The following is a 24,340-nucleotide window of genomic DNA, read 5'->3' as shown; positions in this document are numbered from 1 at the left end:
CGGCCGCGGGGCTGGCAACAGGGGAAGGGGGAACGCATGTCAGGCGCGTCCAACGAGACGGCGCGGCGGATCGCGATGCTGCGCGACATGGCGCGCATCCGCGCCTTCGAGCGCGAGGCGGTCGCCGCCATGCGGTCTGGCGAGGCGCCGGGCGTGGTGCACCCGTCGATCGGGCAGGAAGGCGTTGCCGTCGGCGTCTGCGCGAATCTGCGGCGGGCCGACCGTATCACCAGCACGCATCGCGGCCATGGCCACGCCATCGCCAAGGGCGCCGATGCGCGGGCGATGATGTTGGAATTGCACGGGCGTGCGGGTGGGTCGTGTGGCGGCAAGGGCGGCTCTATGCACATCGCCGATTTCGCGGTGGGCATGCTGGGCGCGAACGGTGTGGTGGGCGCGGGCATTCCGATTGCCTGCGGGGCGGCGCAGGCCATTCGCCTGACGAAGGAGGACGCGATCGTGGCGTGCTTCTTCGGCGACGGCGCGGTCAATCGCGGCCCGTTCCTCGAAGGCATGAACTGGGCGGCGCTCTATCGCCTGCCGGTGCTGTTCGTGTGCGAGGACAATGGCTTCGCCGCCTTCACCCGCAACAGCGCGGTGACCGCGGGCGCCGGCCCGGGCGCGCGCGCCGAGGCCTGCGGCGTGCCCGCGACGGCCGTGGACGGGGAGGACGCAATGGCCGTCGATGCCGTCGCGGCCGACCTCGTTGCCCGCATCCGCGCAGGTGCCGGCCCGCAGTTCCTGCACGCGAAATGCTACCGCTGGGAAGGCCACACCGGCACCGATCCCGCCGCCTATCGCCCGGCGGAGGAAGCGTCGGCGGCGCGGGAGCGGGACGCGATCCGCCGCCTCGCCGCCATCCTGGAGGCGTCCGGCGTCGCGGCCGGGGAGATCGCCGCCATCGAGGCCGCCGCCGCCGCCGAGATGGCCGGCCACCGCGCCGCCGCCATGGCCGCGCCCTGGCCCGCGCCGGAGGCCGCCTTCAGCGACGTGCAGGATGCGGGAGCGCCGGCATGACGCGCCTGACCTTCGCCGAGGCCGCGCGCCGCGCGCTTGCCGCGGAGATGCGCCGCGACAAGCTGGTCTGGGCGCTGGGCGAGGACCTGGCCCAGGGCGGCATCTTCGGCCAGTACAAGGGGCTGGCCGAGGAATTCGGGCCGGAGCGGATCGTCTCCACGCCGATCTCCGAGAGCACGATCATGGGTGCCGGCCTCGGTGCCGCCTTGTGCGGCACGCGGCCGGTGGTCGAGATGCGCATCGCCGACTTCACGCTCTGCGCGATGGACGAGTTGGTCAGCCAGATCGCCAAGGCGCGCTACATGTTCGGCGGGCAGGGGCGCGCGAGCCTGGTCGTTCGCATGCCGCAGGGAATGTGGCGCAACTCCGCCGCGCAGCACAGCCAATGCCTGGAGGCCTGGCTCACGCACATCCCCGGCCTGGTCGTGGCCGCCCCCGGCACGCCGGCGGATGCGGCGGGGCTGCTGGTTGCCGCCATCCGCTCCGACGACCCCGTCGTGCTGATGGAGCCCAAGAACCTCTGGACCGCGGAGGGCGAGGTGCCGGACGAGGTCGCGCCCGTGCCTTTCGGCGTCGCGCGGCAGGCGGCGCAAGGCGATGCGCTGACCGTGGTGACCTGGTCCGCGACCGTGCCTGTGGTCGAGCAGGGCGCGCGTGATAGCGGCATCGCCTGCGACGTGTTCGACCTGCGCAGCCTCTGGCCGTGGGACGAGGCGGCGGTGGTCGCCTCCGTCCGGCGCACCGGCCGGCTGCTTGTGGTGCATGAGGCGGTTACGGTCTCGGGCTTCGGGGCGGAGGTGGTGGCGCGCGTGGTGGAGGGCGTCGGCCCGGGCGGGCTGCGCGCTGTGGAGCGCGTGGGCGCGCCGCGCGCGCCAGTGCCGTTCAGCCCGCCGCTCGAGGATGCGATGCGCATCACGCCGGCACGCGTGGCGGCGGCGGTCAGGAGGCTCGCCGCCGCAGGGCCCTGACGGCGTCATAGCCGCCACCGCACCTTCCGGAGCAAGGATTTCCTCACCCGACGCGCTGGGGATGATACAATGCTGTCGCTTGCGCGTCGGATCCGCGCGTGATGCCTTCCGCGCCACAGATGCAGGAGGAGAAGTGCCATGAGCATCGCGATCGGCCAGATTGCCCCGGACTTCGAGGCGGACACGACCCAGGGCCGCATCCGCTTCCATGACTGGATCGGCGACGGCTGGGCCATCCTGTTCAGCCACCCGAAGGACTTCACGCCGGTCTGCACGACCGAACTCGGCACCATGGCCGGGCTGAAGCCGGAATTCGATCGGCGAAACACCAAGATCATCGGCCTCAGCGTCGATCCGGTGGAGAGCCACCACCGCTGGGAAGGCGACATCGCCGAGGTGACGGGCCATGCCGTGACCTACCCGATGATCGGCGACCCGACGCTGCACGTCTCGAAGCTGTTCGGGATGCTGCCGGCGGATGCGGGCGCGACGTCCGAAGGGCGCACGGCCGCGGCCAACCAGACCGTGCGCGTCGTCGTCATCATCGGGCCCGACAAGCAGGTGAAGGCCTACCTCGCCTATCCGATGACGGCCGGGCGCAATTTCGACGAGATCCTGCGGCTGCTCGACAGCCTGCAGTTGACGGCCAGGCACAAGGTCGCGACCCCGGCGAACTGGCAGCGGGGCGAGGACGTGATCATCGCCGGTTCGGTCAGCAACGAGGACGCGAGGAAGCTGTTCCCGGACGGCTGGCGGGAACCCAAGCCCTACATCCGGATCGTGCCGCAGCCGCAGGGCTGAAGGCGCGCGCGGCGCGTCCCGCGGGGGCGCGCCGCTCAGCCGAGGCCCATCGCGCGCGGCAGCCAGAGCGCCAGGTCCGGCACCGCCATGACCGCCGCCGCCGCCGCGGTCATGGCGAGCACGAGCCAGGTCACCCAGGGCAGCGTCGTCTCCATCCCCACGCCTGCGATGCGGCAGGACACCATCAGGTTCACCGCCATGGGCGGCGTGAACTGCCCGATCGCGATCATCATGGTCAGCACCACGCCGAACCAGGTGAGGTCCCAGCCAAAGGTCGCCGCGATCGGTAGCAGGATCGGCAGCAGGATCAGGAAGATCGATATCCCGTCGAGGAACATGCCGACCACGACCAGCACCAGCGTCAGCAGCACGAGCGTGCCGCCCGAGCCGAGCCCGAGGCCCACGATCCACTCCGCGATCGGCCGCACGATGCCGAGCGTGCTGGTGGACCAGGCGAAGACGGTGGCGAGCGCCACGACGATGAGGATCACGGCCGAGATCTCGCCCGCCTCGACCAGCATCTCGTAGACGTCGCGGAAGGTCAGCGTCCGGTAGACGACGAAGCCGACGAAAAGGCCGTAGAACACGGCCACCACCGCAGCCTCGGTCGGCGTGAAGATGCCGATGCGCATGCCGCCCAGGATGACCACGGGCGCGAGCAGGCCCCAGATCGCCTCGCTGAAGGTCTGCCAGAGCGTCAGCACCTCCCGCGCCTGCGCCTTGCCGCCGAAATCCCTCAGGATCGAGATACCGACCACGGCGCCGATGATGAAGAGCCCCGCGAGCAGCCCCGGGATCATGCCGGCGGCGAAGATGGCCGGCACCGAGACGCCCGGCACCAGCACGGCATAGACGATGAAGGCGATGGAGGGCGGGATCAGGATGTCGGTCGCGGCCGCGGCGGCGACCGTGCTGGCGATGAACGGGCGGGGGTAGCCGTCCTCGACCATGGACTTCGTCATGACCTGGCCGACGGCCGCCGAATTGGCGGGGCCGGAGCCCGTGATGCCGCCCAGCACCATCGCGACCAGCACCGCGACCGAGGCGAGCGCGCCCCGCCCGGCGCCCACGATCGCGCTCGCGAAGCGCACCAGGCGCAGCGCGACGCCCGTCCGTTCGAAGACCGAGCCGACGAGCACGAACATCGGGATGGCGATGAGCGGATACTTCGCGATGCCGGCATAGACGTTGGTCGGCATGGCCATGATGGATTGGCCGGCCAGCACGATGGCCAGCGCGCCGGCGAGCCCGAGCCCGATGCCGACCGGCACGCCGCCGGCCAGCAGCAGGCCGAAGGCGATGAAGAGGACGCCGGCCACCATCAGCCGGGCTCCCCCCGCAGGATGCGGACCAACCTGCCCGCAGCCCGCGCGATGACGAGGAGCGAGAGCAGCGGCAGCCAGCCCGTGTACCACCAGTTCGGGTGGCCGAGGCCGTTGGACAGCACCTCGAAGCGATACTCGTCCCACGCGAGCCACATGCCGTACCAGGCGAGCAGCCCGAAGCAGAGGATCGCGAGCAGGAGCGAGACGACCTCCGCACCCCGCTGCGCGCCCCGCGGCATCATGCCGGTGAAGTAGTCGACCCGGATATGCCGTCCCGCCGCCATGGCGAGCGCCGAGCCGACCAGCGTCACGATCACCATGAGGACCACCGAGTATTCCTCGGTGAAGGCGATCGAGACGTCGGTCAGGTAGCGCGCCGCCACGTTGGCCGCCGTGATCAGCGCCATGGCCCCCATGGCGGCCGCCAGCAGCACGCGCTCCAGCGTCAGCGGCACCCGCGTGCGCGGGTCCGGCTGCGCGGCAGCCGGGTCGAGCTCTGCGTTCACGCGGCCGTCAGGCCGTGGCGCGCGCGATGGCGGCCTGCGCCTTCTGCACGAGCGGCGTGCCCACGGTCTGCGCCCACTTGTCGAACACGGGGCGCGTCGCGGCCGCGAAGGCGTCCTTCTCGGCGGCCGTGAGCTCGGCGACCGCGACGCCGCGCCGCGCGCATTCCTCGAAGGCCGAGCGGTCGCCGCCAATGCCGATGCCGCGGCGCGAGCCCGCGATCTGCCGCCGCGCGGCTTCCTGCGCGGCTTCGGTGATCAGCGTCCGGTCGGCGGCGTTGAAGCCGTCCATGATCGACTTCGCGACGACGAAGATGCCGGCATCCGCCACGTAGTTCCAGATGGTCAGGTGCTTCTGCGCCAGCGTGTCCATGCGGAAGGCGAGGAACAGGTTGACGGGGTTCTCCTGCCCGTCCACCGCGCCCGTGGAGAGCGCCGGCTGCAGGTCGGCGAAGGACATCTGCAGCGGGTTCGCGCCGAGCGCCGTGAAGATCTCGCTGAAGATGGCGCCGGCGGCGAAGCGGATCTTCATGCCGCGCAGGTCCTCGGGCTTGCGCACCTCGCGCTTCGAGTTGGACAGCTCGCGGAAGCCGTTCTCGCCCCAGGCGACGGGCGCCACCTCGCGCGTGGCCAGCACGCGGAACAGGTCCTGGCCGACCTCCCCGTTCACGATGGCGTCGAAGCCGCGATGGTCGCGCAGCAGGAAGGGCAGGGAGAAGATGTTCATCTCCCGCACCTGCGGCGAGATGTTGATGGTCGAGAAGACCGCCATGTCGATCACGCCCTGGCGCATCGCCACCAGTTCGCGCGTCTGGTCGCCGCCGACCAGCTGGCTGCCGGGATAGACCTTCATGTTGATCCGGCCGTTGGAGCGTTCGCGCACGAGGTCGGCCCAGACGAAGGCACCGTCCGACAGCGGGATCGGCCGGTTGCCGACGACCGAGACCTTGTACTCCGGCCGGTACTGTTGCTGCGCGCGCACCCTGAGCGGCAGGACGAGGCCGGCGCCGGCACCGGCGATCAGCAGGGCGCGGCGCGAGGCGCCGAGGCGGGTCGTGGACATGTGGCGTTCTCCCAAGGGTATCGTTCGGCGCGCCGCTGGCCGGCGCTTGCCGCCAGACTGGCCCGGCGCGGGGGGCGGCGGCAAGCGCCCGCGCTCTTGCCCGGGGCGCCGCGCCGCGGCAGGAGTTTGGCCCGGAGGAAGCGCTACATGATCCCGACCGCGAACCTGGCGTCCCTGCTGTTGCAGACCGCACGGCGCCTGCCGGGGCGCCCGGCGCTGGTCTGGCGCGACCGCGCCTGGACCTGGGCCGAGACCGCCGCGCGCGTCATGGCCGCCGCCGGGGCGCTCCGCGCGCGGGGCATCGGCGTGGGGGACCGTGTGCTGGTCCTTGCGCGCAATGGCAACGCCATCTTCGAATCCTGCTGGGCCTGCTGGCTGATCGGCGCCGTCTGGGTGCCCGTGAATTTCCGCCTGAGCCCGCCCGAGGTCGCCTGGCTCGCGGCCAATGCCGGCTGCCGCGGGCATGTCTTCGACACCGGCTTCCCCGAGCACCGCGCCGCCGCAAAGGCGGCGAATGCCGCCTGCCTGCTCGAGGTCGCGATCGGCGAGGGCGATGGCCTGGCCTGGGACGGCCTGGTGGAGGAAGGCCGCGCCGCGCCTGTGGCCGAGACCGAGGCCGTGGACCGCGACCACCCCGCCTGGCTGTTCTACACCTCGGGCACCACCGGCCGGCCCAAGGGCGGCACGCTGACGCACGGGCAACTCGCCTTCGTGGTGGTGAACCACATCGCCGACCTGATGCCGGGATTGACGGAGCGCGACGCCTCGCTGGTGGTCGCGCCGCTCTCGCATGGCGCGGGCATCCACGCCATGGCGCAGGTGGCGCGCGGCGCTGCCTCGGTGCTGCTGCCGGGCGAGCGGCTCGACGTGCCGGAGGCCTGGCGGCTGGTCGAGAAGCACCGCGTCAGCAACATGTTCACGGTGCCCACGATCCTGAACGCGCTCGTGCGCGACCCGAGCGTGGACGCGCACGACCATTCCAGCCTGCGCCACGTGATCTACGCCGGCGCGCCGATGTACCGGGAGGACCAGAAGCACGCGCTGCGCAAGCTCGGCCCCTGCCTCGTGCAGTATTTCGGGCTGGGCGAGGTGACCGGGAACATCACGGTGCTGCCGCCCGAATGGCACAGCCTGGAGGACGACCCGGCCTTCCCGACCGGGTCCTGCGGCTATCCGCGCACGGGGATCGAGGTCGCGATCCTGGATGCCGGGCACCGCCGCCTGCCGGCGGGCGAGACCGGTGAGATCTGCGTGCGCGGCGCCGCCGTCATGGCCGGCTATTTCGAGAATCCGGCCGCGAACGAGGCCGCCTTCGCCGGCGGCTGGTTCCACACGGGCGACCTCGGCCACCTCGATGGGCGCGGCTTCCTCCACATCACGGGCCGGCAGTCGGACATGTACATCTCGGGCGGCTCGAACGTGTATCCGCGCGAGATCGAGGAGGTGCTCCTGACGCATCCCGCCGTGGCCGAGGCCTGTGTCGTCGGCGTGCCGGACGCGAAGTGGGGCGAGGCGGGCGTGGCGGTGCTGGTCGCGGCCGAGGGCGCCATGCTCGACCCGGCGGCGGTGATGGCGCATCTCGATGGCCGGCTCGGTCGCTACAAATGGCCGGCGCGGATCGTGGTGTGGGACGCGCTGCCGCGGTCGGGCTATGGCAAGGTGCCGAAGGCCGAGGTGAAGCGGCTTCTGGCGGAGCGCGGCCGGGCCTAGCGGCGCTTCAGCGCTCCTGTGGTTTCTTTCCCGCGGGGGGCGTCGGCGCATCGATCACGCCCTGGCCTTTCTTCTCGGCGCGCTTGTCGGCAGGATCCGGCTTGGGGGCGGGCTCAGGATTTTTCGCGTTGGACGGGGTCGGCACCGGAATGGTGCCCTGGCCGGTCTTCTCCGGTCGGGGCGGCGGCGGGGTATCGGCGGATTCCGTGCTCGGCTTGCGTTCGCCGGTCATCATGACCTCCGTGATTGTGGCTTGGTGCACTCGTAGCCAGAACATCGTGGCGGCGCCGAAGTTGCACGCTGCCGATCTTCAGCCGCGGCCTTCGGACGGATCTTTCGAGGCCCTGATGGTCATGGTCAGGATGTTCGCCTCGAGCGGCAGGCGCGCCATGTGCAGGATGGCCTGGCCGAATTGGTGCAGGTCCATCGTCGGTTCCACCGCGATCGGCCGATCGCCCCGGTTCACGCCCTTGGCCATGAGCGCCGTCATCGGCGTCGCGGCATTGCCGATGTCGATCGGCTCGGCGCAGATGCCTTAATTGCGCAGCGTTTTTTGGGCGAAATCGTGGGCCTGGCATGAGTGAACCTGGCGGATGGGGTGGGATTCGAACCCACGGTGGGCGTGAACCCACGCCGGTTTTCAAGACCGGTGCCTTAAACCGCTCGGCCACCCATCCCGGCAGGCGGGCGCGGGCTTATTCCCCCGCCAGCCGCGCCGCCATCATCGGCGCGCCGAGCCGCATCATCCCGTGCACGTCGGCCGCACGGTCCAGCCCGATCACCGCATCCGCCAGCTGTCGCGCGCGCTCCGCGCCCAGCACCGCATCGGCTAGGCCGTGGAACTTGGCGCGGAGTTCCGCCTCGGTCAGGAAGTTGCCGGGCTCGCCCTTCGGCACGTTCACCTTCTGCACGAAGCTCCGGCCGCGCGCGTTCACGGTCAGCTTGCCCGACATGTAGGTGGGGAAGTCGGCCTCGACCTCCGGGTCCTCGGCCGGCGTGATCTTCTGCATCAGCGCGCGGATGTCGGGGTCCTGAAGCCAGGCGTAGCTGTCCCACCCGAAATGCCCGCGCGCCAGCGCGCAGGCCACGACGAAGGGCCCGCTGAACTGGCCGTCCACGATGTTCTGCGGGTTCTGCTTGTACTGCAGCGGGCTGCCGACCAGCAGCATGCCCTTGTTGGGCAGGCCCATGGTGACGCTCTCGATGTCCTCGGCCTTCAGGCCGAACTCGGCCTTGAGCGCCAGCGCCGCGTCCACGTTCGCATGGCCGTAGCGGCAGGACGGATAGGGCTTCACCGCCGTCTCCATCAGCTCCCACACCCGGCCGAGGTCCTGCAGCGCGCGCTCCGGCGTCGGGTTCGGCGCATAGGCGCGCAGGAAGCCCGCACGGCCTTCCAGCGCCTCGCCCGCGCCACGGAAGCCTTCCCGGGCGAGGCTTGCCGCCGTCAGTCCGTTCAGCGCCGACCAGCCGACCTGGAAGCGCTTTGTCCAGGCGCCGTTCGCCAGGAACTGCAGGCTGCCCGCGGCCTGGGACAGTGCGATGCCGAAGGCGTCCTCGATCTGTGCCGCGTTCAGCCCGAACACCCGCGCCGCCGCCGCCGCGCCGCCGAAGGCGCCGCATGTGGCCGTCGGGTGATAGCCGCGGTCGTAGTGGTCGCCGCCCGGCAGCGAGAGCGCCAGCCGGCAGGTCACCTCGTAGCCCGCGACGATCGCCGCCAGCAGGGTCCGGCCGTCGGCGCCCACCATCTCGGCCGCGGCGAGTGCGGCGGGGATGACCGGAGCGCCCGGGTGCAGCGTGCCCGCCGCGTGGGTGTCATCGAAGTCGAGCGAATGCGCCGTCGCGCCGTTCACCAGCGCGGCGCCGGCCGGGGTGTAGCGCGCCGAGTCGCCGAACACCGCCGCCCCGCCCGCCGCGAGGCCGAGCGCCCGCACCGCCGCCAGCAGCGGACCCGTGCTCTCGGCATCGTGACGTCCACGCAGCATGTTGCCCACCAGGTCGAGCACCAGGAAGCGGGTGCGCTCCTGCACCTCGGCGGGCAGGGAGTCGTAGCGAATCGCGGCGGCGAAGGCGGCGAGTTCGCGCGTGACGGCAGCCATGGCATTATCCTCCGGATGACGGCGCGGACCTTACCACTCCGGGCGTTGCGGCCAAGACATGCAGGCAGGGTTTGCATCCGCCCCCCCTCGCGTGGCAGGACCACCCCATGATCACTCGCCGCCTTTTCCTGGCTGCCGCGCCGCTTGCGGGCTGCGGGGCCGCGGCCACCCCGCCCGCCACCCCGCTCAGGGCCGCGCCGCCGCTGCAGGGCGCCGCGTCTGCCCCCGCCGCGCCGGCGATGCCGGACGCCGCCGACCTGCAATCCGTCTCATCGGTGCCGTTCGAACGTTTCGTCGAGGGGGTCAAGGCCGATGCCCGCCGCCGCGGCGTCTCCGCCCGGACGCTGGATGTCGCCTTCGCGGGCGTCCGGCCCAACCAGCGGATCATCGCGCTCGACCGCCGGCAGGCCGAGGGCGGGATGCAATGGGAGGACTACCGCGACCGCATCATGGTCACCTCCACGCGCATCCAGAACGGCCAGCGCCTCTATCGTGAGAACGCCGACCTGCTGCGCCGGATCGAGGAACGCTACCGCGTCGCGCCCAGCGTCGTCGTCGCCATCTGGGGCGTCGAGACCAACTACGGCGGCAACACGGGCGGCTTCGGCGTGGTCGAGGCGCTGGCGACGCTCGCCTGGGAAGGGCGCCGCGCGTCCTATTTCCGCAACGAACTGATGGCCGCGCTCAAGATCCTGGAGGAAGGCCACATCCGCGCCGACCGCATGCGCGGCTCCTGGGCAGGTGCGATGGGCCAGCCGCAGTTCATGCCGTCCAACTTCGACCGGCTGGCGGTCGACTTCGACGGCGACGGCCGTCGCGACATCTGGGAAAACCGGGCTGACGCGCTCGGCTCCATCGCGCATTACTTCCAACGCAGCGGATGGCGCGCGGGCGAGCCCTGGGGCCGCGAGGTCCGCCCACCGCCCGGCTTCACGACCGCCGGCGCCGACACCGACACCAAGCGCCCGCTGCGCGACTTCGCCCGCATGGGGTTCCGCGAGGCCTCCGGCGCGCCGCTGTCGACCAGCGGGCCTGAGGCGCAGATCGTCCTGCCCTCCCGCGGCAGCGGCCAGGTCTTCCTCGGCCACCACAACCTCCGCGTCATCCGGCGATACAATTCGCCGGTGAACTACGGCCTGGCCGTCGGCCTGATCTCGGACCGGGTGGGGTGAGGGGGGTCGTCCTCCTCCTCGCCGTCCTCGCCGCCGGCTGCACCTCCGCGCCGCCGCGCTACCTGGTGGGCGATGCCTACCGGATGGGAGGCGTCTGGTCCTACCCGCGTGAGGACTTCGCCCTGGTCGAGACGGGCCTTGCGGTCCGCCACCCCGGTCCCGGCTTCGGCGCGCGCACCGCGAACGACGAGGCCTGGAGCGCGGGACGCGCGCTCGGCGCCCATCGTACGCTGCAACTGCCCGCCGTGGTCACGGTCACGAACCTCGAGAACGGGCGGGCGCTGACATTGCGCGTCAACGACCGCGGGCCGGTCGATCCCGGGCGCGTCATCGGGCTCAGCGACCGCGCGGCCAACCTTCTCGGCCTGCCGGCGGGCGGCGCGGCGCAGGTGCGCCTCGCCGTGGATGGCGAGCGTAGCCGCGCGCTCGCCGAGGGCCGCCGGCCCCCACCGGTCGAGATCGCCGCCGCGCCGCGCGCCGCGGTCGCGACCGAAAGCCTGGCGCCGCCGCCCGGCGCGCGCGGCGCCGCACCCGTGGTCGCGGCCGCCGCGGCCGGCCCCGCCGCCGTGGCGGCCGCGCCGCCGCCGCGCGACGAGCCGCTGCCCGAGACCGTCGTCCAGGGATCGCCGCAGCCCGGCCGCCTCGTGATCGAGACGGCGACGCTGGGCAGCGCCTCGGCCGCCGCGGCGCTCGCCGCCCGCATTCCCGGGGCCCGCACCGAGGCCTTCGGCCCGCGCCGGGACCGGCAGCACCGCGTCCGCCTCGGCCCCTTCGCAAGCGTGCGGGAGGCCGATGCGGCACTTGAGCGCACCCGCGCCGCCGGCGTATCCGGCGCGCGCATCCTGGTGGACTGACATGGCCGCCGGGTCGAAGGAGTTGCGGACATGACCGATCGCCGAAGCCTGCTTCTCGGCACGCTTGGCACGAGCTTCGCGGGCGCGCTGGGCGCGACGCTCGCCGCGCCGGCCCTGGCGCAGCAGCGTGGCGCCGCCCCCCGCCGCGCGGCCCCGGCGCGGCCGGCCGGGGCGCCCGCGGACACGCCGCTCGGCCCGCTCGACGTGCAGGCGCGCCAGGCGCTGATCGTTGATTTCGCGACCGGCGCCACGCTGCTCGAGAAGAACGCCGACGAGCGGATGCCGCCATCCTCGATGTCGAAGCTGATGACGATGTATGTCGTCTTCGAGCAGCTGAAGTCGGGGCGCCTGCAGCTCGACCAGACATTGCCGGTCAGCGAGCGTGCCTGGCGCATGGGCGGCTCCAAGATGTTCGTCGAGCTCGGCTCCCAGATCCGGGTCGAGGACCTCGTCCGTGGTGTCATCGTGCAGTCCGGCAACGACGCCTGCATCGTGCTGGCCGAGGCGATCAGCGGCAGCGAGCAGCAATTCGCGGAGGTGCTGACCGACACCGGGCGGCGGATCGGCCTGACCAACAGCACCTTCCGCAACTCGACCGGATGGCCCGATCCCGAGCACCGCACGACGGCGCGCGACCTCGCGACCCTGGCCCGGCGGATCATCACCGACTTCCCGGAATACTTCCCATACTACAACGAGCGTTCGTTCCGCTATAACAACATCAGCCAGGACAACCGCAACCCCCTGCTCTCCCGCGTTGCGGGGGCCGATGGGCTCAAGACCGGCCATACCGAGGAGGCGGGCTACGGCCTGACCGGCACGGCGCTGCGTGGCGACCGGCGCGTGATCCTGGTCGTGAACGGCCTGCCGTCGATGCGTGCCCGGGCGGAGGAGAGCGAGCGCCTCATGGAATGGGCGTTCCGCGAGTTCGAGGCGGTGGTGCTGTTCCGCGCCCAGGACACGATCGAGGAAGTGCCGGTCTATCTCGGCGAGCGGTCGAAGGTGCCGATGGTGGGCGGGCGCGACCTGGTGCTGACCCTGCCGCGGCAGTGGCGGTCGCGCCTGCAGGTGCGGCTGCGCTACGAGGCGCCGCTGACGGCGCCAGTCGCGCGCGGGCAGCAGATCGGCGAGATGCTGGTGGGCGGGCAGGGCGTGCCGGAATTGACCGTGCCGCTGCTGGCCGGGGCGGATGTCGAGCGGCTCGGCGTGGTCTCGCGCATCCCGGCGGTCGTCAGCCGCTGGGTGTTCGGGACGTGACGGGCGGCTGGACCGGAAAGATGGCTCCCCGAGTAGGACTCGAACCTACGACCTAGGGATTAACAGTCCCGCGCTCTACCAACTGAGCTATCGGGGAAAGGAGCCGGGCGCCGCATATAGTCGGGGGCGCCCCCGGTGTAAACCCATCCGCGCGGTCAGGTCCGGAGCGGAATCGAACCGCTGTAGAGGGTTTTGCAGACCCTTGCCTGACCACTCGGCCACCGGACCGCGCGGTTCGCCCATATCGGCCGCGCGGCCGCGCCGGTCAAGCGCCCGCTTGGCGCCCCAGCCGGGTGCGACCTATAACCCTGCCCAGACCTGCACGAGGCCCTGCAACGATGGATTTCGCCGAGGCGCGCCGCTTCATGGTGGACGGGCAGCTCCGCCCCAATCGCGTCGAGGATCCGCGTATCGTCGCCGCGATGCGCGACCTCCCGCGGGAGCGCTTCCTGCCGCCCACGCTCGCCGCGCGCGCCTATGCCGATGCGGACGTGCCGCTGCCGGGCGGGCGCGCCATGCTGCAGCCGCTCGTGCTGGCGCGCCTGGTGCAGCTCGCGGGCGTCAGGCGGGGCGAGCGGGCGCTCGTGCTCGCCGCCGGCACGGGCTTCGGCGCCGCGCTGCTGGCCGCGATCGGCGCCGACGTCACGGCGGTGGAGAACGACCCGGCGCTGCTCGCGCTGGCGCGCGCCGCGCTGCCGGCGGCGGTCGCCCCCGGCGCGGTCACGCTGGTCGAGTCCGACCCCGCGCAGGGCCACGCCGCTGGCGCGCCCTGGGACGTCGTGCTGGTCGAGGGCGGCGTCGCCGACATCCCGCGCGCGATCGAGGAGCAGCTTGCCGAGGGCGGGCGGATCGTCGCCATTGGCCTCGCCGGCGGCCCGCCGGGCCGCGCGCTGCTGCTGCGCCGCGCCGGCGGCACCGTCACGCGCCTGCAGGACTTCGACGCCCATGCGCCGATGCTGCCGGCCTTTGCCCCGGCGCCTGCCTTCGCCTTCTGAAACGCTCTGCAACACCGGCAGCGCCGCTCCGGGGTGGCGCGCCCCTGTTGCAGTGCGTTAAGACTTTTCGCCGAGACTGCACCGGCCTGTCGGGTCGGCCCGCCGGGATGCCGGCCGGAAAATCTGGGGAACGGCGACCGTGATGAGAAGCCTGCGCAAGACCCTGCTGCTCACTGCCGCCCTGGCCGCCCTGCCATCCGCCGCTGCATGGGCGCAAAGCCTGCAGGATGCGCTCGCCGCGGCCTATGCGAACAATCCTGCACTGCTCGCCGCGCGTGCGCAGGCCCGAGCGGTGGACGAGAACGTGCCCCAGGCGCTGGCCGGCTGGCGCCCCACGGTCGTGATCGCGGCGGCCGGCGGATATTCCGACACCACGTCCCGCAGCCAGGCGACGGTGCCGGTGGTGCGCGACTCCGCGGGCAATGTCCGCAACCCTGACACGGCGGGCGATCCCTTCTCCGTGTTCACGGAGCAGCCGCGCAACACGGGCAGCCTGCAGGCGACCGTCAGCCAGCCGATCTACCGCGGCGGCCGCACCACCTCGCAGACCCGCCGCGCCGAGAACCAGGTCTACGCCCAGCGCTCCCGCCTGCTCGCGACCGAGCAGCAGGTGCTGCTCGATTCGGTCGCCGCCTACGTGGCTTTCATCCGGGACGGGGAGGTGGTCCGCCTCAACGCCAACAACGTCGAGGTGCTGAGCCGCCAGCTGCAGGCGACCAACGAGCGCTTCCGCGTCGGCGAGATCACCCGCACCGACGTCGCGCAGGCCGAATCGCGGCTGGCGGGCGCGCGGGCGCAGCTGCAGCAATCGGAAGGCAACCTCGAATCCTCGCGCGCCGTCTTCCAGCGCCTGATCGGGCTGGAACCCACGCGGGTGCAGGCGCCGCCACCGATCGTGCCGCCCGTCCGCTCGCGCGAGGATGCCGTGCGCCTCGCCTCCGAGAACAACCCGACGGTCGTCGCCGCGATGTTCGACGAGGCTGCGGCGCGCGACTTCATCGACGTGCAGTTCTCCGCGCTGATGCCGCAGGTGAGCCTCAACGCCTCGGCCTTCCGCACGGACAACAACGGCGCCCGCGGCACGCGCCAGACCGGCACGCAGATCACGGCGAACCTCTCGGTGCCGCTGTACCAGGGCGGCGCAGAGCACTCGGCGGTGCGCCAGGCGCGCCAGCAGGCGCAGCAGGCCCGCCAGGCGGTGGACGAGGCGCGGCGCGTATCGGCGCAGCAATCGACGCAGGCTTGGGAATCGCTCCGGTCCGCCCGCGCGCAGGTCGAGAGCGTGCGCGCCCAGATCCGCGCGCAGGAAATCGCGCTCGACGGCGTGCAGCGCGAAGCCGTGGTCGGCAGCCGCACCACCCTCGATGTGCTGAACGCCGAGCAGGAACTGCTCAACGCGCGCGTCAGCCTGGTGCAGGCGCTGGCGACGCTGATCAACGCCTCCTATGCCCTGACCGCGACGCTCGGGCGGCTGACGGCGCGCGACCTCGGGCTGCAGGTCGATATCTACGACCCGCGCGCCTACTACAACGCGGTGCGCGACCGCTGGGCCGGCACCGGGGATTATTCGGGTGTCGCCGGATCCTCCTCCCCGCAGGGGGTGGTTCAGGTGCAGGTGCTGCAGCCCGCCGCACCTGCGCCCGGATCCACGCCGCGATGAGCACCGAGGCCGCGCCCCCCGCCGCGCCGGCCGTCACGGCGGACCAGTCGATGGAGGACATCCTGGCCTCCATCCGCCGCATCCTGAACGAGGACGAGGCGCCTGCAGCCCCGGTCGCGGCGACGCCCGTGGCAGCGGAGGCGGCCGCCGTGCCAACACCGCCCGCGCCGGCCCCGGAGCCTGCCGCCGACGGCGCGCTCCTCCTGACCGAGGAGATGATGGTGCCAGCCGCCGAGCCCCCGCCCGCCCCGGCCGCGGCCGATCCGCCGCCGCCGCCGCCCTCGCCGGCTGCCGAGGGCCTGCTCGCCCCAGCCGTGGCGGCCGCGGCCACCGCCGCGGTCAGCCGGCTGCTCGGCGCCGTCGCCTCGGACCGCGCCGCGACCGTGACCCGCGGTGGCCCGTCGATCGAGGACGTGGTGCGTGAGGAACTGCGCCCGCTGCTCAAGGACTGGCTGGACCAGCACCTGCCCGGCATCGTCGAGCGCCTGGTCCGCGCCGAGATCGAGCGCGTGGTCGGCCGCGCGCTGACCTGACCCGCTTTCGCCGCCCTTGACGCGGCGCGCCCGGCGGGGAAGGGATGCGGCCCATGCTGGACAAGTCCTTCGACCCCGCCGCGATCGAACCGCGCCTCTATCAGGGCTGGGAGGATTCGGGCGCCTTCTCGGCCAACCCCGCCTCGAGCGCGAAGCCCTTCACCATCATGATCCCGCCGCCCAACGTCACGGGCAGCCTCCATATCGGCCATGCGCTCGACAACACGCTGCAGGACGTGCTGATCCGCTGGCGGCGGATGCAGGGGCGCGACGCCCTGTGGCAGCCGGGCACCGACCATGCGGGCATCGCGACGCAGATGGTGGTGGAACGGCTGCTCGCGCAGCAGCAGCAGCCTGACCGCCGCGCCATGGGCCGCGACGCCTTCATCAAGCGGGTCTGGGACTGGAAGGCGGAATCGGGCGGCACCATCACCCGCCAGCTGCGCCGCCTGGGCGCCTCGCTCGACTGGCCGCGCGAACGCTTCACGATGGACGAGGGCCTGTCCGACGCGGTGCGCGAGGTCTTCGTGCGGCTGTACCGCGAGGGCCTGCTCTATCGCGACCGGCGCCTGGTGAACTGGGACCCGAAATTCCTCACCGCCATCTCGGACCTCGAGGTCGAGAGCAAGGAGGTGAAGGGCCACCTGTGGCACCTGCGCTACCCGGTCGAGGGCGAGCCCGGCCGCTTCCTGGTGGTGGCGACGACGCGCCCCGAGACGATGCTGGGCGACACCGCCGTCGCCGTGCATCCGGACGACGACCGCTTCCGCGACCTGGTCGGCAAGCGCGTGGTCCTGCCGCTGGTCGGGCGCTCCATCCCGGTGGTGGCGGATGAGTATTCCGACCCGGAGAAGGGCTCAGGCGCGGTGAAGATCACCCCCGCGCATGACTTCAACGACTTCGACCTTGGCAGGCGGCACGACCTGCCGATGCCGAGCGTGCTTGATGCGGAAGGGTGCGTGTTCCTCGACGAGATCGCCACGTCCTTCGCGGCGCTCGAGGGCGTGAGCGACCTCGACTTCGTGCGCGGGCTTGCCGGACAGGATCGCTTCGCCGCGCGCAAGGCCATCGTCGCGCGGCTCGAGGAGATGGACCTCGTAGAGAAGATCGAGCCGCACACGCACGCCGTGCCGCATGGCGATCGGTCCGGCGTGCCGATCGAGCCGCGGCTGACCATGCAGTGGTACGTCGACGCCAAGACCCTGGCGGCCCCCGCAATCCGCGCCGTCGAGACCGGCCAGACCGTGTTCACGCCGCGCCAGTGGGAGAACACCTTCTTCGCCTGGATGCGCGACATCCAGCCCTGGTGCGTGTCGCGCCAATTGTGGTGGGGCCACCAGATCCCGGCCTGGTACGCCCCGGATGGGGAAGTCTTCGTCGCCCACACGGAAGCCGAGGCGCGCGACCTCGCCCGCGCGAAGTTCGGCCGCGACGTGGACCTCACGCGCGACGAGGACGTGCTCGACACCTGGTTCAGCAGTGCGCTCTGGCCCTTCAGCACGATCGGCTGGCCGCAGAAGACGCCGGAACTGGCGAAGTACTACCCCGGCGACGTGCTCGTGACCGGCTTCGACATCATCTTCTTCTGGGTCGCCCGAATGATGATGATGGGCATCCATTTCATGGGCGAGGTCCCCTTCAGGACGGTGTGCATCCACGGCCTGGTGCGCGACGAGAAGGGGCAGAAGATGTCCAAGTCGCGCGGCAACGTGATGGACCCGCTCGACCTGATCGACGCGCATGGCGCGGATGCGGTGCGCTTCACCCTGTGTGCGCTGGCGGGTCCCGGGCGCGACATCAAGCTGGCGAAGCAGCGCATCGAGGGCTACCGGGCCTTCGCGACCAAGATCTGGAACGCGTCGCGCTTCTGCGAGATGAACGGGATCGCGCCGGTGCCGGGCTTCGACCCGGCGACGGCGACGCTACCGCTGTCGCGCTGGATCCTCGATGCCGCGAACGGCGCCGTCGCGGACGCCAATGCCGCGCTCGATGCGTTCCGCTTCGACGACTACGCCCTTGCTTGCTACCGCTTCACCTGGAACACCTTCTGCGACTGGTTCCTGGAATTCGCGAAGCCCGTGCTGCTCGGCCCGGATGGGCCGGACAAGAACGAGGTGAAGGGTGCCACGCAGCACGTGCTGGGAACGATCCTGCGGATGCTGCATCCGGTGATGCCCTTCATCACCGAGGAATTGTGGCACCGCATGGGCTACGGCCCTGAAGGAAGCTTGATCCGCGAGGCTTGGCCGGAAGCCGTGCCGGTGCAGGGGGCCGCCGAGGCGCGGGCGGAACTCGACTGGGTGGTGCGGCTGGTCTCCGAGGTGCGCACCGTGCGCTCGGAGATGAATGTTGCCCCGTCCATCACGGTGCCGCTGCTGCTGGCCGGCGCGTCGGGCGAGAGTCTCGATCGTGCGGCGCGCTGGTCCGACGCCATCAGGCGCCTGGGCCGCGCCACCGAGATCCGCGCGCTCGAGGGCGAGGCCCCGAAGGGCGCCGTGCAGGCGGTGGTGGGGGAGGCGACGATCATGCTGCCGCTGGCGGATGTCATCGACCTTGCCGCCGAGCGAGCGCGCCTGGCCAAGGAGCGCGCCCGCATCGCCGGCGAGGCCGCGAAGACCGAGGCCAAGCTCGCCAGCGAGGTCTTCATCTCCCGCGCGCCGGAGGAGATCGTGCAGGAGATGCGCGACCGCCTGAGCGCGCAAAGCACCGAGATGGCACGCCTCGAAGCCGCCATCGCCCGCATCACCGCCTGAACAGCAAGACACCACCCGAGGACACGCCATGACCGCCTGGGACAAGTCCCGCCTGCCGAGCCGCCACACCACCATGGGCCCGGAGCGCGCGCCGCACCGGTCCTACTACTACGCCATGGGCCTGACGGCGGAGGAGATCGCCCAGCCGCTGGTCGGCGTCGTCTCCTGCTGGAACGAGGCCGCGCCCTGCAATATCGCGCTGTCCCGCCAGGCGCAGGCCGCCAAGAAGGGTGTCGCCGCGGCCGGCGCCACGCCGCGCGAATTCACCACCATCACGGTGACCGACGGCATTGCCATGGGCCACCAGTCGATGAAGTCCTCGCTCGCCTCGCGCGAGACCATCGCGGATTCGATCGAGCTCACCATGCGCGGCCACTGCTACGACGCCATGGTCGGCATCGCGGGCTGTGACAAGTCGCTGCCCGGCGTCATGATGTCCATGATCCGCCTGAACGTCCCCTCGGTCTTCATGTATGGCGGGTCGATCATGCCGGGCCGGCACCACGGCCGCGACGTCACCGTGCTCGACGTGTTCGAGGCGGTCGGCCAGCACGCCGCCGGCAACATGTCGGACGAGGAACTGCAGGAACTCGAGGAACACGCCTGCCCCGGCGCCGGGGCCTGCGGCGGCCAGTTCACCGCCAACACCATGGCCTGCGTCAGCGAGATGATCGGGCTCGCGCTGCCCTTCTCGGCCGGCGCCCCGGCGCCCGACCTCGACCGCGACCGCTGGGCGGTGGAATCGGGCAAGGCGGTGGTGGAACTCATCCGCCGCAACCTCCGCCCGCGCGACATCGTCACGCTCGACAGCCTGCACAACGCGGCCGCCATCGTGGGCGCGACGGGCGGCAGCACCAACGCCGCGCTGCACCTGCCCGCCATGGCGCATGAGGCGGGCATCCGCTTCACGCTGCAGGACGTGGCCGAGATCATGCGCAAGACGCCGCATATCGCCGACCTCAAGCCCGGCGGACGCTACGTCGCGGCCGACGTGTTCCGCATCGGCGGCGTGCCCGTCATCATCAAGGCGCTGCTCGATGGCGGCTACGTGAAGGGCGACTGCCTCACGGTCACGGGGAAGACGCTGGCCGAGAACCACCGCGAGGTCATCATCCCGAAGGACCAGGACGTGGTCCGCCCGACCTCCGACCCGATCAGCCCGATCGGCGGCGTGGTGGCGCTGCACGGCAACCTGGCGCCGGAAGGTGCGATCGTGAAGATCGCCGGCATGACCAATCTCCGGTTCGAGGGCACCGCGCTCTGCTTCGACTGCGAGGAGGACGCCTTCGCCGCAGTCGAGGCCCGCGCCTACAAGCCCGGCGACATCATCATCGTCCGCTACGAGGGCCCCAAGGGCGGCCCGGGGATGCGGGAGATGCTGTCGACCACCTCCGCGATCTACGGCCAGGGCATGGGCGACAAGGTCGCGCTCATCACCGATGGCCGCTTCAGCGGCGCGACGCGCGGCTTCTGCATCGGCCATGTCGGGCCGGAAGCGGCGGTGGGCGGCCCGATCGCCCTGCTGCAGAACGGCGACCGCATTGTGATCGATGCGGACAAGGGCACCATCGACATGCTGCTGCCGGAGGAGGAGATCGCGCGCCGCCGCGCCGCCTGGAAGCCGCGCGGCCACGACTACAATTCCGGTGCGCTCTGGAAGTACGCGCAGCTCGTGGGCCCGGCCTATCTCGGCGCTGTCACGAACCCGGGCGGTGCCGCCGAGACGCATTGCTACGCCGACCAGTAGCACCGCCACACGCGCGCCACGCCCCTGACACGGGCGCCGCGCAGACATTCCCCGGACGGAAGGGCATGATGGTGCCTTTCCGCCCGGGAGGATGCCATCATGTCGACGAGAACGTTGCTGCCCCTGTTGGCCGGGATCGGCCTCGCAGGATGCGTCGCCTACCCGGCACCGGTGGCCTATGCGCCGCCGCCGGGGCCTTATTACGCGCCGCCGCCGCGCGCCTATGTCGCCCCGCCGCCACGCGCCTACGTGGCGCCACCGCCGCGCCGCCAATGGGTGCCGCGGCGCTGCGACCGCTGGGGCCGGTGCTGGGGCGGCTACTGGCGCTGAGCCGCCGACGCGGCCGGCGCGGAAGGAGGACGTGATGCGTCTGCCCCTGCTTGTCCCGGCGCTTGCCGCGCTGCTCGGCGGCTGCGCCGTCTACCCGGATGGAACCCTGGGCCCGCTGCCCCCGGCGCCGCCGGTCGGCTACTACGCGCCGCCGCCCGTCGCCTATGCCCCGCCCGCCTACATGACCGGGGAGGGCGTGCCGGTCTATGTCGCGCCGCCGCCGCCGGTCGTCGTCTCGCCGTCCATCGGGCTCGGCTTCTATTGGGGACCGCGCGGCTGGTGGGGGCCGGGGTATTACGGTCGGCCCCATTACCGCGGCCGGCGCTGGTAGCCGCCGCTGCTCACCGCAGCGTGGCGATCACCGGCGTGTGGTCCGAGGGCTGTGCCTCGCCGCGCGGCATGGTGTCGACCTCGCAGGCTTCGAGCCGCTCGGCGAGCTCCGCGCTGAGCAGCACGTGGTCGATGCGCAGCCCGCGGTTGGTCTCGAAGGCCGCGCCGTAGTCCCAGTAGGTGAACAGCGTCTCGGCCGGATGCAGCGCGCGGAGTGCGTCGGTCAGGCCGAGATGCAACAGCGCGCGGAACCGCGCCCGGGTCTCGGGGCGCACCAGCGCATCGGTCGGCGGCAGCGCGCCAGGGGCCAGGTCCGCCCCGGTCGGGCAGACGTTGAAGTCACCCAGCACCGCGAAGGGGATGAAGGCATCGAGCCGGTCCTGCGCGACCGCCCGCAGTCGCTCCATCCACGCGATCTTGTAGGCGAAGCCAGCCTCGCCGCCGGAATTGCCGTTCGGCAGGTAGATGCCGGCCGCCTGCATCCCGCCTGCGCGCACCTCGATATAGCGCGCCTGCGCGTCTTCCGCGTCGCCGGGAAGGGCCTCGGCCACCACCTCGAACGGCATGCGCGAGATCACGGCGACGCCGTTGCGCCCGCCCTGCTGGCCGATGGCGTGGGTGCGGTAGCCCAGCGCCTCGAACTCCATGGCGGGCACCTGTTCGGCGGTGCAGCGCGTCTCCTGCAGGAACAGAAGGTCGGGCTGCGCGCGCTCGAGGAAGCGCGCCACATGCCCGGCGCGCTGGCGGATCGAATTGACGTTGAAGGTCGCGAGCTTCATGCGCTGTGACCGGGGGGAGAAGAGAACTTCTCCCCCCGCACCCCCCTCAACCTTCTCTGGAACCAAGGAACAAAGAAGGGAGGGGGACCGGGGGAGGTTCTCCTCCCCCGATCTTCATCCGACCGAAAACGAGGTGCCGCAGCCGCAGGCGGACACCGCCTGGGGGTTGCGGATCGCGAAATGCGCCCCGATCAGCTCTTCCGCCCAATCCAGTTCGGCGCCGGCCAGCAGGTCGAGCGAGACCGGATCGACGAAAACCCTCCCCACGCCCTCGCCGATGACGAGGTCGTCCTCGGCCGGCGCATCCTCCAGGCCGAACTTGTACTGGAACCCCGAGCAGCCGCCGGCCTCGACGGCCAGGCGCAGCCCTGCCGCCGGCCTGCCCTCGCGGGCCGCAATGTCGGTGATTTCGGCATGGGCGCGCGTGGTGACGCGGAATGCTGGGGCGGTGCTGGCGCCGTCGGGCATGGCGATGGGACTCCTCAGCCCTGAACATAGGGCCTAGCGCGCCCGGTTCCAACGCGTCGCGGCTTGTGACCCGGCGCGGAGCGGTGCTACGGCCCGGCAGATGGATCTCGCGCCCCATGCCGTCCGGCCGGAGACCTCCCGCGGCCGGCTGCATCCGGAAGCGGGCGCCGATGCGCGTTCCCCCTTCCAGCGGGACCGGGACCGCATCATCCACGCTACCGCCTTCCGGCGCCTGCAGTACAAGACGCAGGTCTTTGTCTACCATGAAGGCGACCACTTCCGGACGCGCCTGACCCACAGCATCGAGGTGGCGCAGATCGCGCGCTCCGTCGCGCGGTTGCTGGCGCTGGACGAGGACCTGGCCGAGGCTCTGGCGCTGGCGCATGACCTCGGCCACCCGCCCTTCGGCCATGCCGGGGAGGATGCGCTGAACGCGATGATGAAGCCGCATGGCGGCTTCGACCACAACGCGCAGTCGCTCAAGGCCGTGACGCTGCTGGAAACCCGCTACGGCGGCTTCGACGGGCTGAACCTGACCTGGGAGACGCTGGAGGGGCTCGCCAAGCACAACGGCCCGCTGCGCCGCCCCGCGCCCTACATCGCGGAATACGACGCGCTGCATCCGCTCGACCTCGGCACGCATGCGAGCGCGGAGGCGCAGGTCGCCGCCATCTCGGACGACATCGCCTACAACAACCACGACCTCGACGACGGGCTGCGCGCCCGCCTGTTCACGCTGGAGGAGGTGGCTGCGCTGCCCCTGATCGGGGAGGCGCTGGCCGATGCGCGCCGCGCCAATGCCGGCCTGGCCGAGGACCGCGCGGCGCCGGAGACGATCCGGCGCGTCATCAACCTGATGGTGGGCGACGTGGTCGCCGAATCCCGCCGGCGCATCGCCGCGCTGGCCCCCGCGGGCGTGGACGACATCCGTCGCGCCGGCCATCCGGTGGTCGGCTTCTCCCAGGCCATGGCCGAGGCGAATGGCGTGCTGCGGGACTTCCTGTTCACCCGCATGTACCGCCACTGGCGCGTCAACCGCACCATGGCGAAGTCGAAGCGCGTGGTGCAGGTGCTGTTCACGCTGCTGCATGGCGGGCCGCAGATGCTGCCGCCGATGTGGCGCGCCCGGGCGGGGGAGGCCGGCAGCACCCACTGCGCGGGCGTGGTCTGCGACTACATCGCCGGCATGACCGACCGCTACGCGCTGGAGGAGCACCGGCGCCTGACCGACCCGGACGTGCCGGGCTAGCGCCATGCCGTTCGGCCCCTGTTCAGCCGCCCTCGGCCGCAAGCGCCGAGGGCGCGAGGCGCCCGACGAGGGCCGGTGCCTCGCGCACCAGCGCCTCGTCCTCGACCGCGGCCACCATGAACAGCGCGAAGTCGATGCGCTGGGTGCGGTTGCTGGCCAGCGCCGGGTCGCCTACGTGGCGGCGCCAGATCGGCAGGCCCTGGCTCTCGCCTTCCTCCAGGTCGCTGCCGCGCACCACGGTCCAGCGCGTGTCGCTGGTGAAGATGCGCCGGCAGGCCTCCACTTGGTCGTCGAGGTCGGCGACGCGCAGCAGCCGCGCGACCGGCCCGAACACGGCGAGGAAGGCGCGCAGCTTCCAGGATTAGACGTCCCGGCCGTCGCGCGTGATGTGCCAGCCGCGGGAGAACACCAGCCGCGCCCCCGGCGGCGCCAGGTCCAGCACCGCCTGCGCCGTGCCCGTCGCGTAGCCCTTGATGCCCCAGGGCGCGAGCACGGTCAGCACCGCGTCGCAGCCCGCGACGGCCTGGCCGATCACGGCGCGGTCGTCGGTCGCGCCGGGGAAGACCGTTATGCGTCCTGCGAAGCGGTCGAGCTTGCCGACGCTCCCGGGTCGGCAGACGCCGACCACCTCGTGCCCGAGGTCGAGCGCGTGCTGCACCATGTAGCGCCCGAGCTTGCCCGAGATGCCGACGATGCAGATCCTGGCCATGGATGCCTCCCTGGCTTGACG

25 protein-coding genes and 3 tRNA genes are annotated in these 24,340 nt (G+C 71.8%); 15 read left to right on the top strand and 13 right to left on the bottom strand.

Features of this window, described 5'->3' with window-relative positions; all coding sequences use genetic code 11:
* Positions 1-36 precede the first annotated feature (36 nt).
* From E8M80_RS04675 to E8M80_RS04665, 3 genes are all read left to right on the top strand, one after another.
* Positions 37-1,017 (top strand): thiamine pyrophosphate-dependent dehydrogenase E1 component subunit alpha, encoded by a 981-nt coding sequence (locus E8M80_RS04675; protein WP_137124487.1) that lies wholly within the window; start codon positions 37-39, stop codon positions 1,015-1,017.
* A complete protein-coding gene (locus E8M80_RS04670; protein WP_137124486.1) occupies positions 1,014-1,985 on the top strand; it encodes an alpha-ketoacid dehydrogenase subunit beta in 972 nt (323 codons plus the stop codon). Before E8M80_RS04675 ends, E8M80_RS04670 begins: the two co-directional genes overlap by 4 nt.
* Positions 1,986-2,123: 138 nt before the next feature.
* The gene (locus tag E8M80_RS04665) at positions 2,124-2,786 is read left to right on the top strand and encodes a peroxiredoxin (RefSeq protein ID WP_137124485.1); all 663 of its coding nucleotides are present in this window, start codon (positions 2,124-2,126) and stop codon (positions 2,784-2,786) included.
* 35 nt (positions 2,787-2,821) lie between these two features.
* Here E8M80_RS04665 and E8M80_RS04660 read toward each other — a convergent pair whose 3' ends face one another.
* From E8M80_RS04660 to dctP, 3 genes are read right to left on the bottom strand one after another with little or no spacing between them, the layout of a single operon-like run.
* Positions 2,822-4,108, bottom strand: coding sequence for a TRAP transporter large permease (locus tag E8M80_RS04660; protein ID WP_137124484.1), 1,287 nt, complete (start codon positions 4,106-4,108; stop codon positions 2,822-2,824).
* The gene (locus E8M80_RS04655) at positions 4,108-4,617 is read right to left on the bottom strand and encodes a TRAP transporter small permease (protein WP_240789889.1); all 510 of its coding nucleotides are present in this window, start codon (positions 4,615-4,617) and stop codon (positions 4,108-4,110) included. The genes E8M80_RS04660 and E8M80_RS04655 overlap by 1 nt, the downstream gene beginning before the upstream one ends.
* 7 nt (positions 4,618-4,624) lie before the next feature.
* On the bottom strand, positions 4,625-5,677 hold the full coding sequence (gene dctP, locus E8M80_RS04650; RefSeq protein ID WP_137124483.1) for a TRAP transporter substrate-binding protein DctP: 1,053 nt from the start codon (positions 5,675-5,677) through the stop codon (positions 4,625-4,627).
* Positions 5,678-5,824: 147 nt separating this feature from the next.
* Here dctP and E8M80_RS04645 point away from each other — a divergent pair, with 147 nt between their 5' ends.
* Positions 5,825-7,387 (top strand): acyl-CoA synthetase, encoded by a 1,563-nt coding sequence (locus tag E8M80_RS04645; protein WP_137124482.1) that lies wholly within the window; start codon positions 5,825-5,827, stop codon positions 7,385-7,387.
* 7 nt (positions 7,388-7,394) lie between these two features.
* Here E8M80_RS04645 and E8M80_RS04640 read toward each other — a convergent pair whose 3' ends face one another.
* The 4 genes from E8M80_RS04640 to E8M80_RS04625 all read right to left on the bottom strand — a co-directional run bounded on the left by E8M80_RS04640 (position 7,395) and on the right by E8M80_RS04625 (position 9,483).
* Positions 7,395-7,619, bottom strand: coding sequence for a hypothetical protein (locus tag E8M80_RS04640; RefSeq protein ID WP_137124481.1), 225 nt, complete (start codon positions 7,617-7,619; stop codon positions 7,395-7,397).
* A 78-nt stretch (positions 7,620-7,697) separates the two neighbouring features.
* Positions 7,698-7,877 carry a hypothetical protein gene (locus E8M80_RS04635; protein WP_137124480.1) on the bottom strand — a complete coding sequence of 60 codons (180 nt, stop codon included), beginning with the start codon at positions 7,875-7,877 and terminating at the stop codon, positions 7,698-7,700.
* Between the two features lie 97 nt (positions 7,878-7,974).
* Positions 7,975-8,064: transfer RNA gene (locus tag E8M80_RS04630), tRNA-Ser, on the bottom strand.
* An 18-nt stretch (positions 8,065-8,082) separates the two neighbouring features.
* Positions 8,083-9,483, bottom strand: a complete 1,401-nt coding sequence (locus E8M80_RS04625) for an MmgE/PrpD family protein (protein WP_137124479.1) — start codon at positions 9,481-9,483, stop codon at positions 8,083-8,085.
* A 107-nt stretch (positions 9,484-9,590) separates the two neighbouring features.
* On the opposite strand from E8M80_RS04625, the gene E8M80_RS04620 reads away from it, so the two are divergent.
* From E8M80_RS04620 to E8M80_RS04610, 3 genes are read left to right on the top strand one after another with little or no spacing between them, the layout of a single operon-like run.
* Positions 9,591-10,655, top strand: coding sequence for a lytic transglycosylase domain-containing protein (locus E8M80_RS04620; RefSeq protein ID WP_240789888.1), 1,065 nt, complete (start codon positions 9,591-9,593; stop codon positions 10,653-10,655).
* Positions 10,652-11,509 (top strand): RlpA-like double-psi beta-barrel domain-containing protein, encoded by an 858-nt coding sequence (locus E8M80_RS04615; RefSeq protein ID WP_240789887.1) that lies wholly within the window; start codon positions 10,652-10,654, stop codon positions 11,507-11,509. Before E8M80_RS04620 ends, E8M80_RS04615 begins: the two co-directional genes overlap by 4 nt.
* A gap of 30 nt (positions 11,510-11,539) precedes the next feature.
* Positions 11,540-12,766 carry a D-alanyl-D-alanine carboxypeptidase family protein gene (locus tag E8M80_RS04610; protein WP_137124478.1) on the top strand — a complete coding sequence of 409 codons (1,227 nt, stop codon included), beginning with the start codon at positions 11,540-11,542 and terminating at the stop codon, positions 12,764-12,766.
* A 21-nt stretch (positions 12,767-12,787) separates the two neighbouring features.
* On the opposite strand, the gene E8M80_RS04605 is transcribed toward E8M80_RS04610, so the two are convergent.
* Both E8M80_RS04605 and E8M80_RS04600 read right to left on the bottom strand, forming a co-directional pair.
* Positions 12,788-12,863: transfer RNA gene (locus E8M80_RS04605), tRNA-Asn, on the bottom strand.
* 60 nt (positions 12,864-12,923) lie between these two features.
* Positions 12,924-12,994: transfer RNA gene (locus tag E8M80_RS04600), tRNA-Cys, on the bottom strand.
* Between the two features lie 110 nt (positions 12,995-13,104).
* Between E8M80_RS04600 and E8M80_RS04595 the strand changes: the two genes are divergently transcribed.
* The 7 genes from E8M80_RS04595 (at position 13,105) to E8M80_RS04565 (ending at position 21,115) form a co-directional block, all read left to right on the top strand.
* Positions 13,105-13,761 (top strand): protein-L-isoaspartate O-methyltransferase, encoded by a 657-nt coding sequence (locus E8M80_RS04595; RefSeq protein ID WP_137124477.1) that lies wholly within the window; start codon positions 13,105-13,107, stop codon positions 13,759-13,761.
* A 142-nt stretch (positions 13,762-13,903) separates the two neighbouring features.
* Entirely contained in the window at positions 13,904-15,421 is a 1,518-nt protein-coding gene (locus E8M80_RS04590; RefSeq protein WP_137124476.1) for a TolC family outer membrane protein, read from the top strand.
* Positions 15,418-15,954, top strand: a complete 537-nt coding sequence (locus E8M80_RS04585) for a DUF2497 domain-containing protein (protein WP_240789886.1) — start codon at positions 15,418-15,420, stop codon at positions 15,952-15,954. The genes E8M80_RS04590 and E8M80_RS04585 overlap by 4 nt, the downstream gene beginning before the upstream one ends.
* Positions 15,955-16,007: 53 nt before the next feature.
* Positions 16,008-18,707 (top strand): valine--tRNA ligase, encoded by a 2,700-nt coding sequence (locus E8M80_RS04580; protein WP_137124475.1) that lies wholly within the window; start codon positions 16,008-16,010, stop codon positions 18,705-18,707.
* Between the two features lie 28 nt (positions 18,708-18,735).
* Positions 18,736-20,454, top strand: coding sequence for a dihydroxy-acid dehydratase (gene ilvD / locus E8M80_RS04575; protein WP_137124474.1), 1,719 nt, complete (start codon positions 18,736-18,738; stop codon positions 20,452-20,454).
* 99 nt (positions 20,455-20,553) lie between these two features.
* Positions 20,554-20,784, top strand: a complete 231-nt coding sequence (locus E8M80_RS04570; RefSeq protein ID WP_137124473.1) for a hypothetical protein — start codon at positions 20,554-20,556, stop codon at positions 20,782-20,784.
* 34 nt (positions 20,785-20,818) lie between these two features.
* Positions 20,819-21,115: a hypothetical protein gene (locus tag E8M80_RS04565; RefSeq protein ID WP_137124472.1), complete on the top strand. Its 297-nt coding sequence runs from the start codon at positions 20,819-20,821 to the stop codon at positions 21,113-21,115.
* 10 nt (positions 21,116-21,125) lie between these two features.
* Here E8M80_RS04565 and E8M80_RS04560 read toward each other — a convergent pair whose 3' ends face one another.
* Complete coding sequence (locus E8M80_RS04560) at positions 21,126-21,893, bottom strand: exodeoxyribonuclease III (protein ID WP_137124471.1); 768 nt, start codon at positions 21,891-21,893, stop codon at positions 21,126-21,128.
* 114 nt (positions 21,894-22,007) lie between these two features.
* Positions 22,008-22,361, bottom strand: a complete 354-nt coding sequence (locus E8M80_RS04555) for an iron-sulfur cluster assembly accessory protein (protein WP_137124470.1) — start codon at positions 22,359-22,361, stop codon at positions 22,008-22,010.
* 100 nt (positions 22,362-22,461) lie between these two features.
* On the opposite strand from E8M80_RS04555, the gene E8M80_RS04550 reads away from it, so the two are divergent.
* Positions 22,462-23,610, top strand: coding sequence for a deoxyguanosinetriphosphate triphosphohydrolase (locus E8M80_RS04550; RefSeq protein WP_137124469.1), 1,149 nt, complete (start codon positions 22,462-22,464; stop codon positions 23,608-23,610).
* Positions 23,611-23,632: 22 nt separating this feature from the next.
* Here the strand turns inward: E8M80_RS04550 and E8M80_RS26260 are convergent, their stop codons facing one another.
* Both E8M80_RS26260 and E8M80_RS26255 read right to left on the bottom strand, forming a co-directional pair.
* On the bottom strand, positions 23,633-23,944 hold the full coding sequence (locus tag E8M80_RS26260; protein WP_206035567.1) for a hypothetical protein: 312 nt from the start codon (positions 23,942-23,944) through the stop codon (positions 23,633-23,635).
* A gap of 27 nt (positions 23,945-23,971) precedes the next feature.
* Positions 23,972-24,319: an NAD(P)H-binding protein gene (locus E8M80_RS26255; protein WP_206035566.1), complete on the bottom strand. Its 348-nt coding sequence runs from the start codon at positions 24,317-24,319 to the stop codon at positions 23,972-23,974.
* Between the last annotated feature and the right edge of the window lie 21 nt (positions 24,320-24,340).

This window comes from Roseomonas sp. HF4 (genome assembly GCF_005222755.1).
In the GTDB taxonomy this organism is placed as follows: domain Bacteria; phylum Pseudomonadota; class Alphaproteobacteria; order Acetobacterales; family Acetobacteraceae; genus Neoroseomonas.
This window is presented reverse-complemented; position numbering and strand designations above follow the sequence as displayed.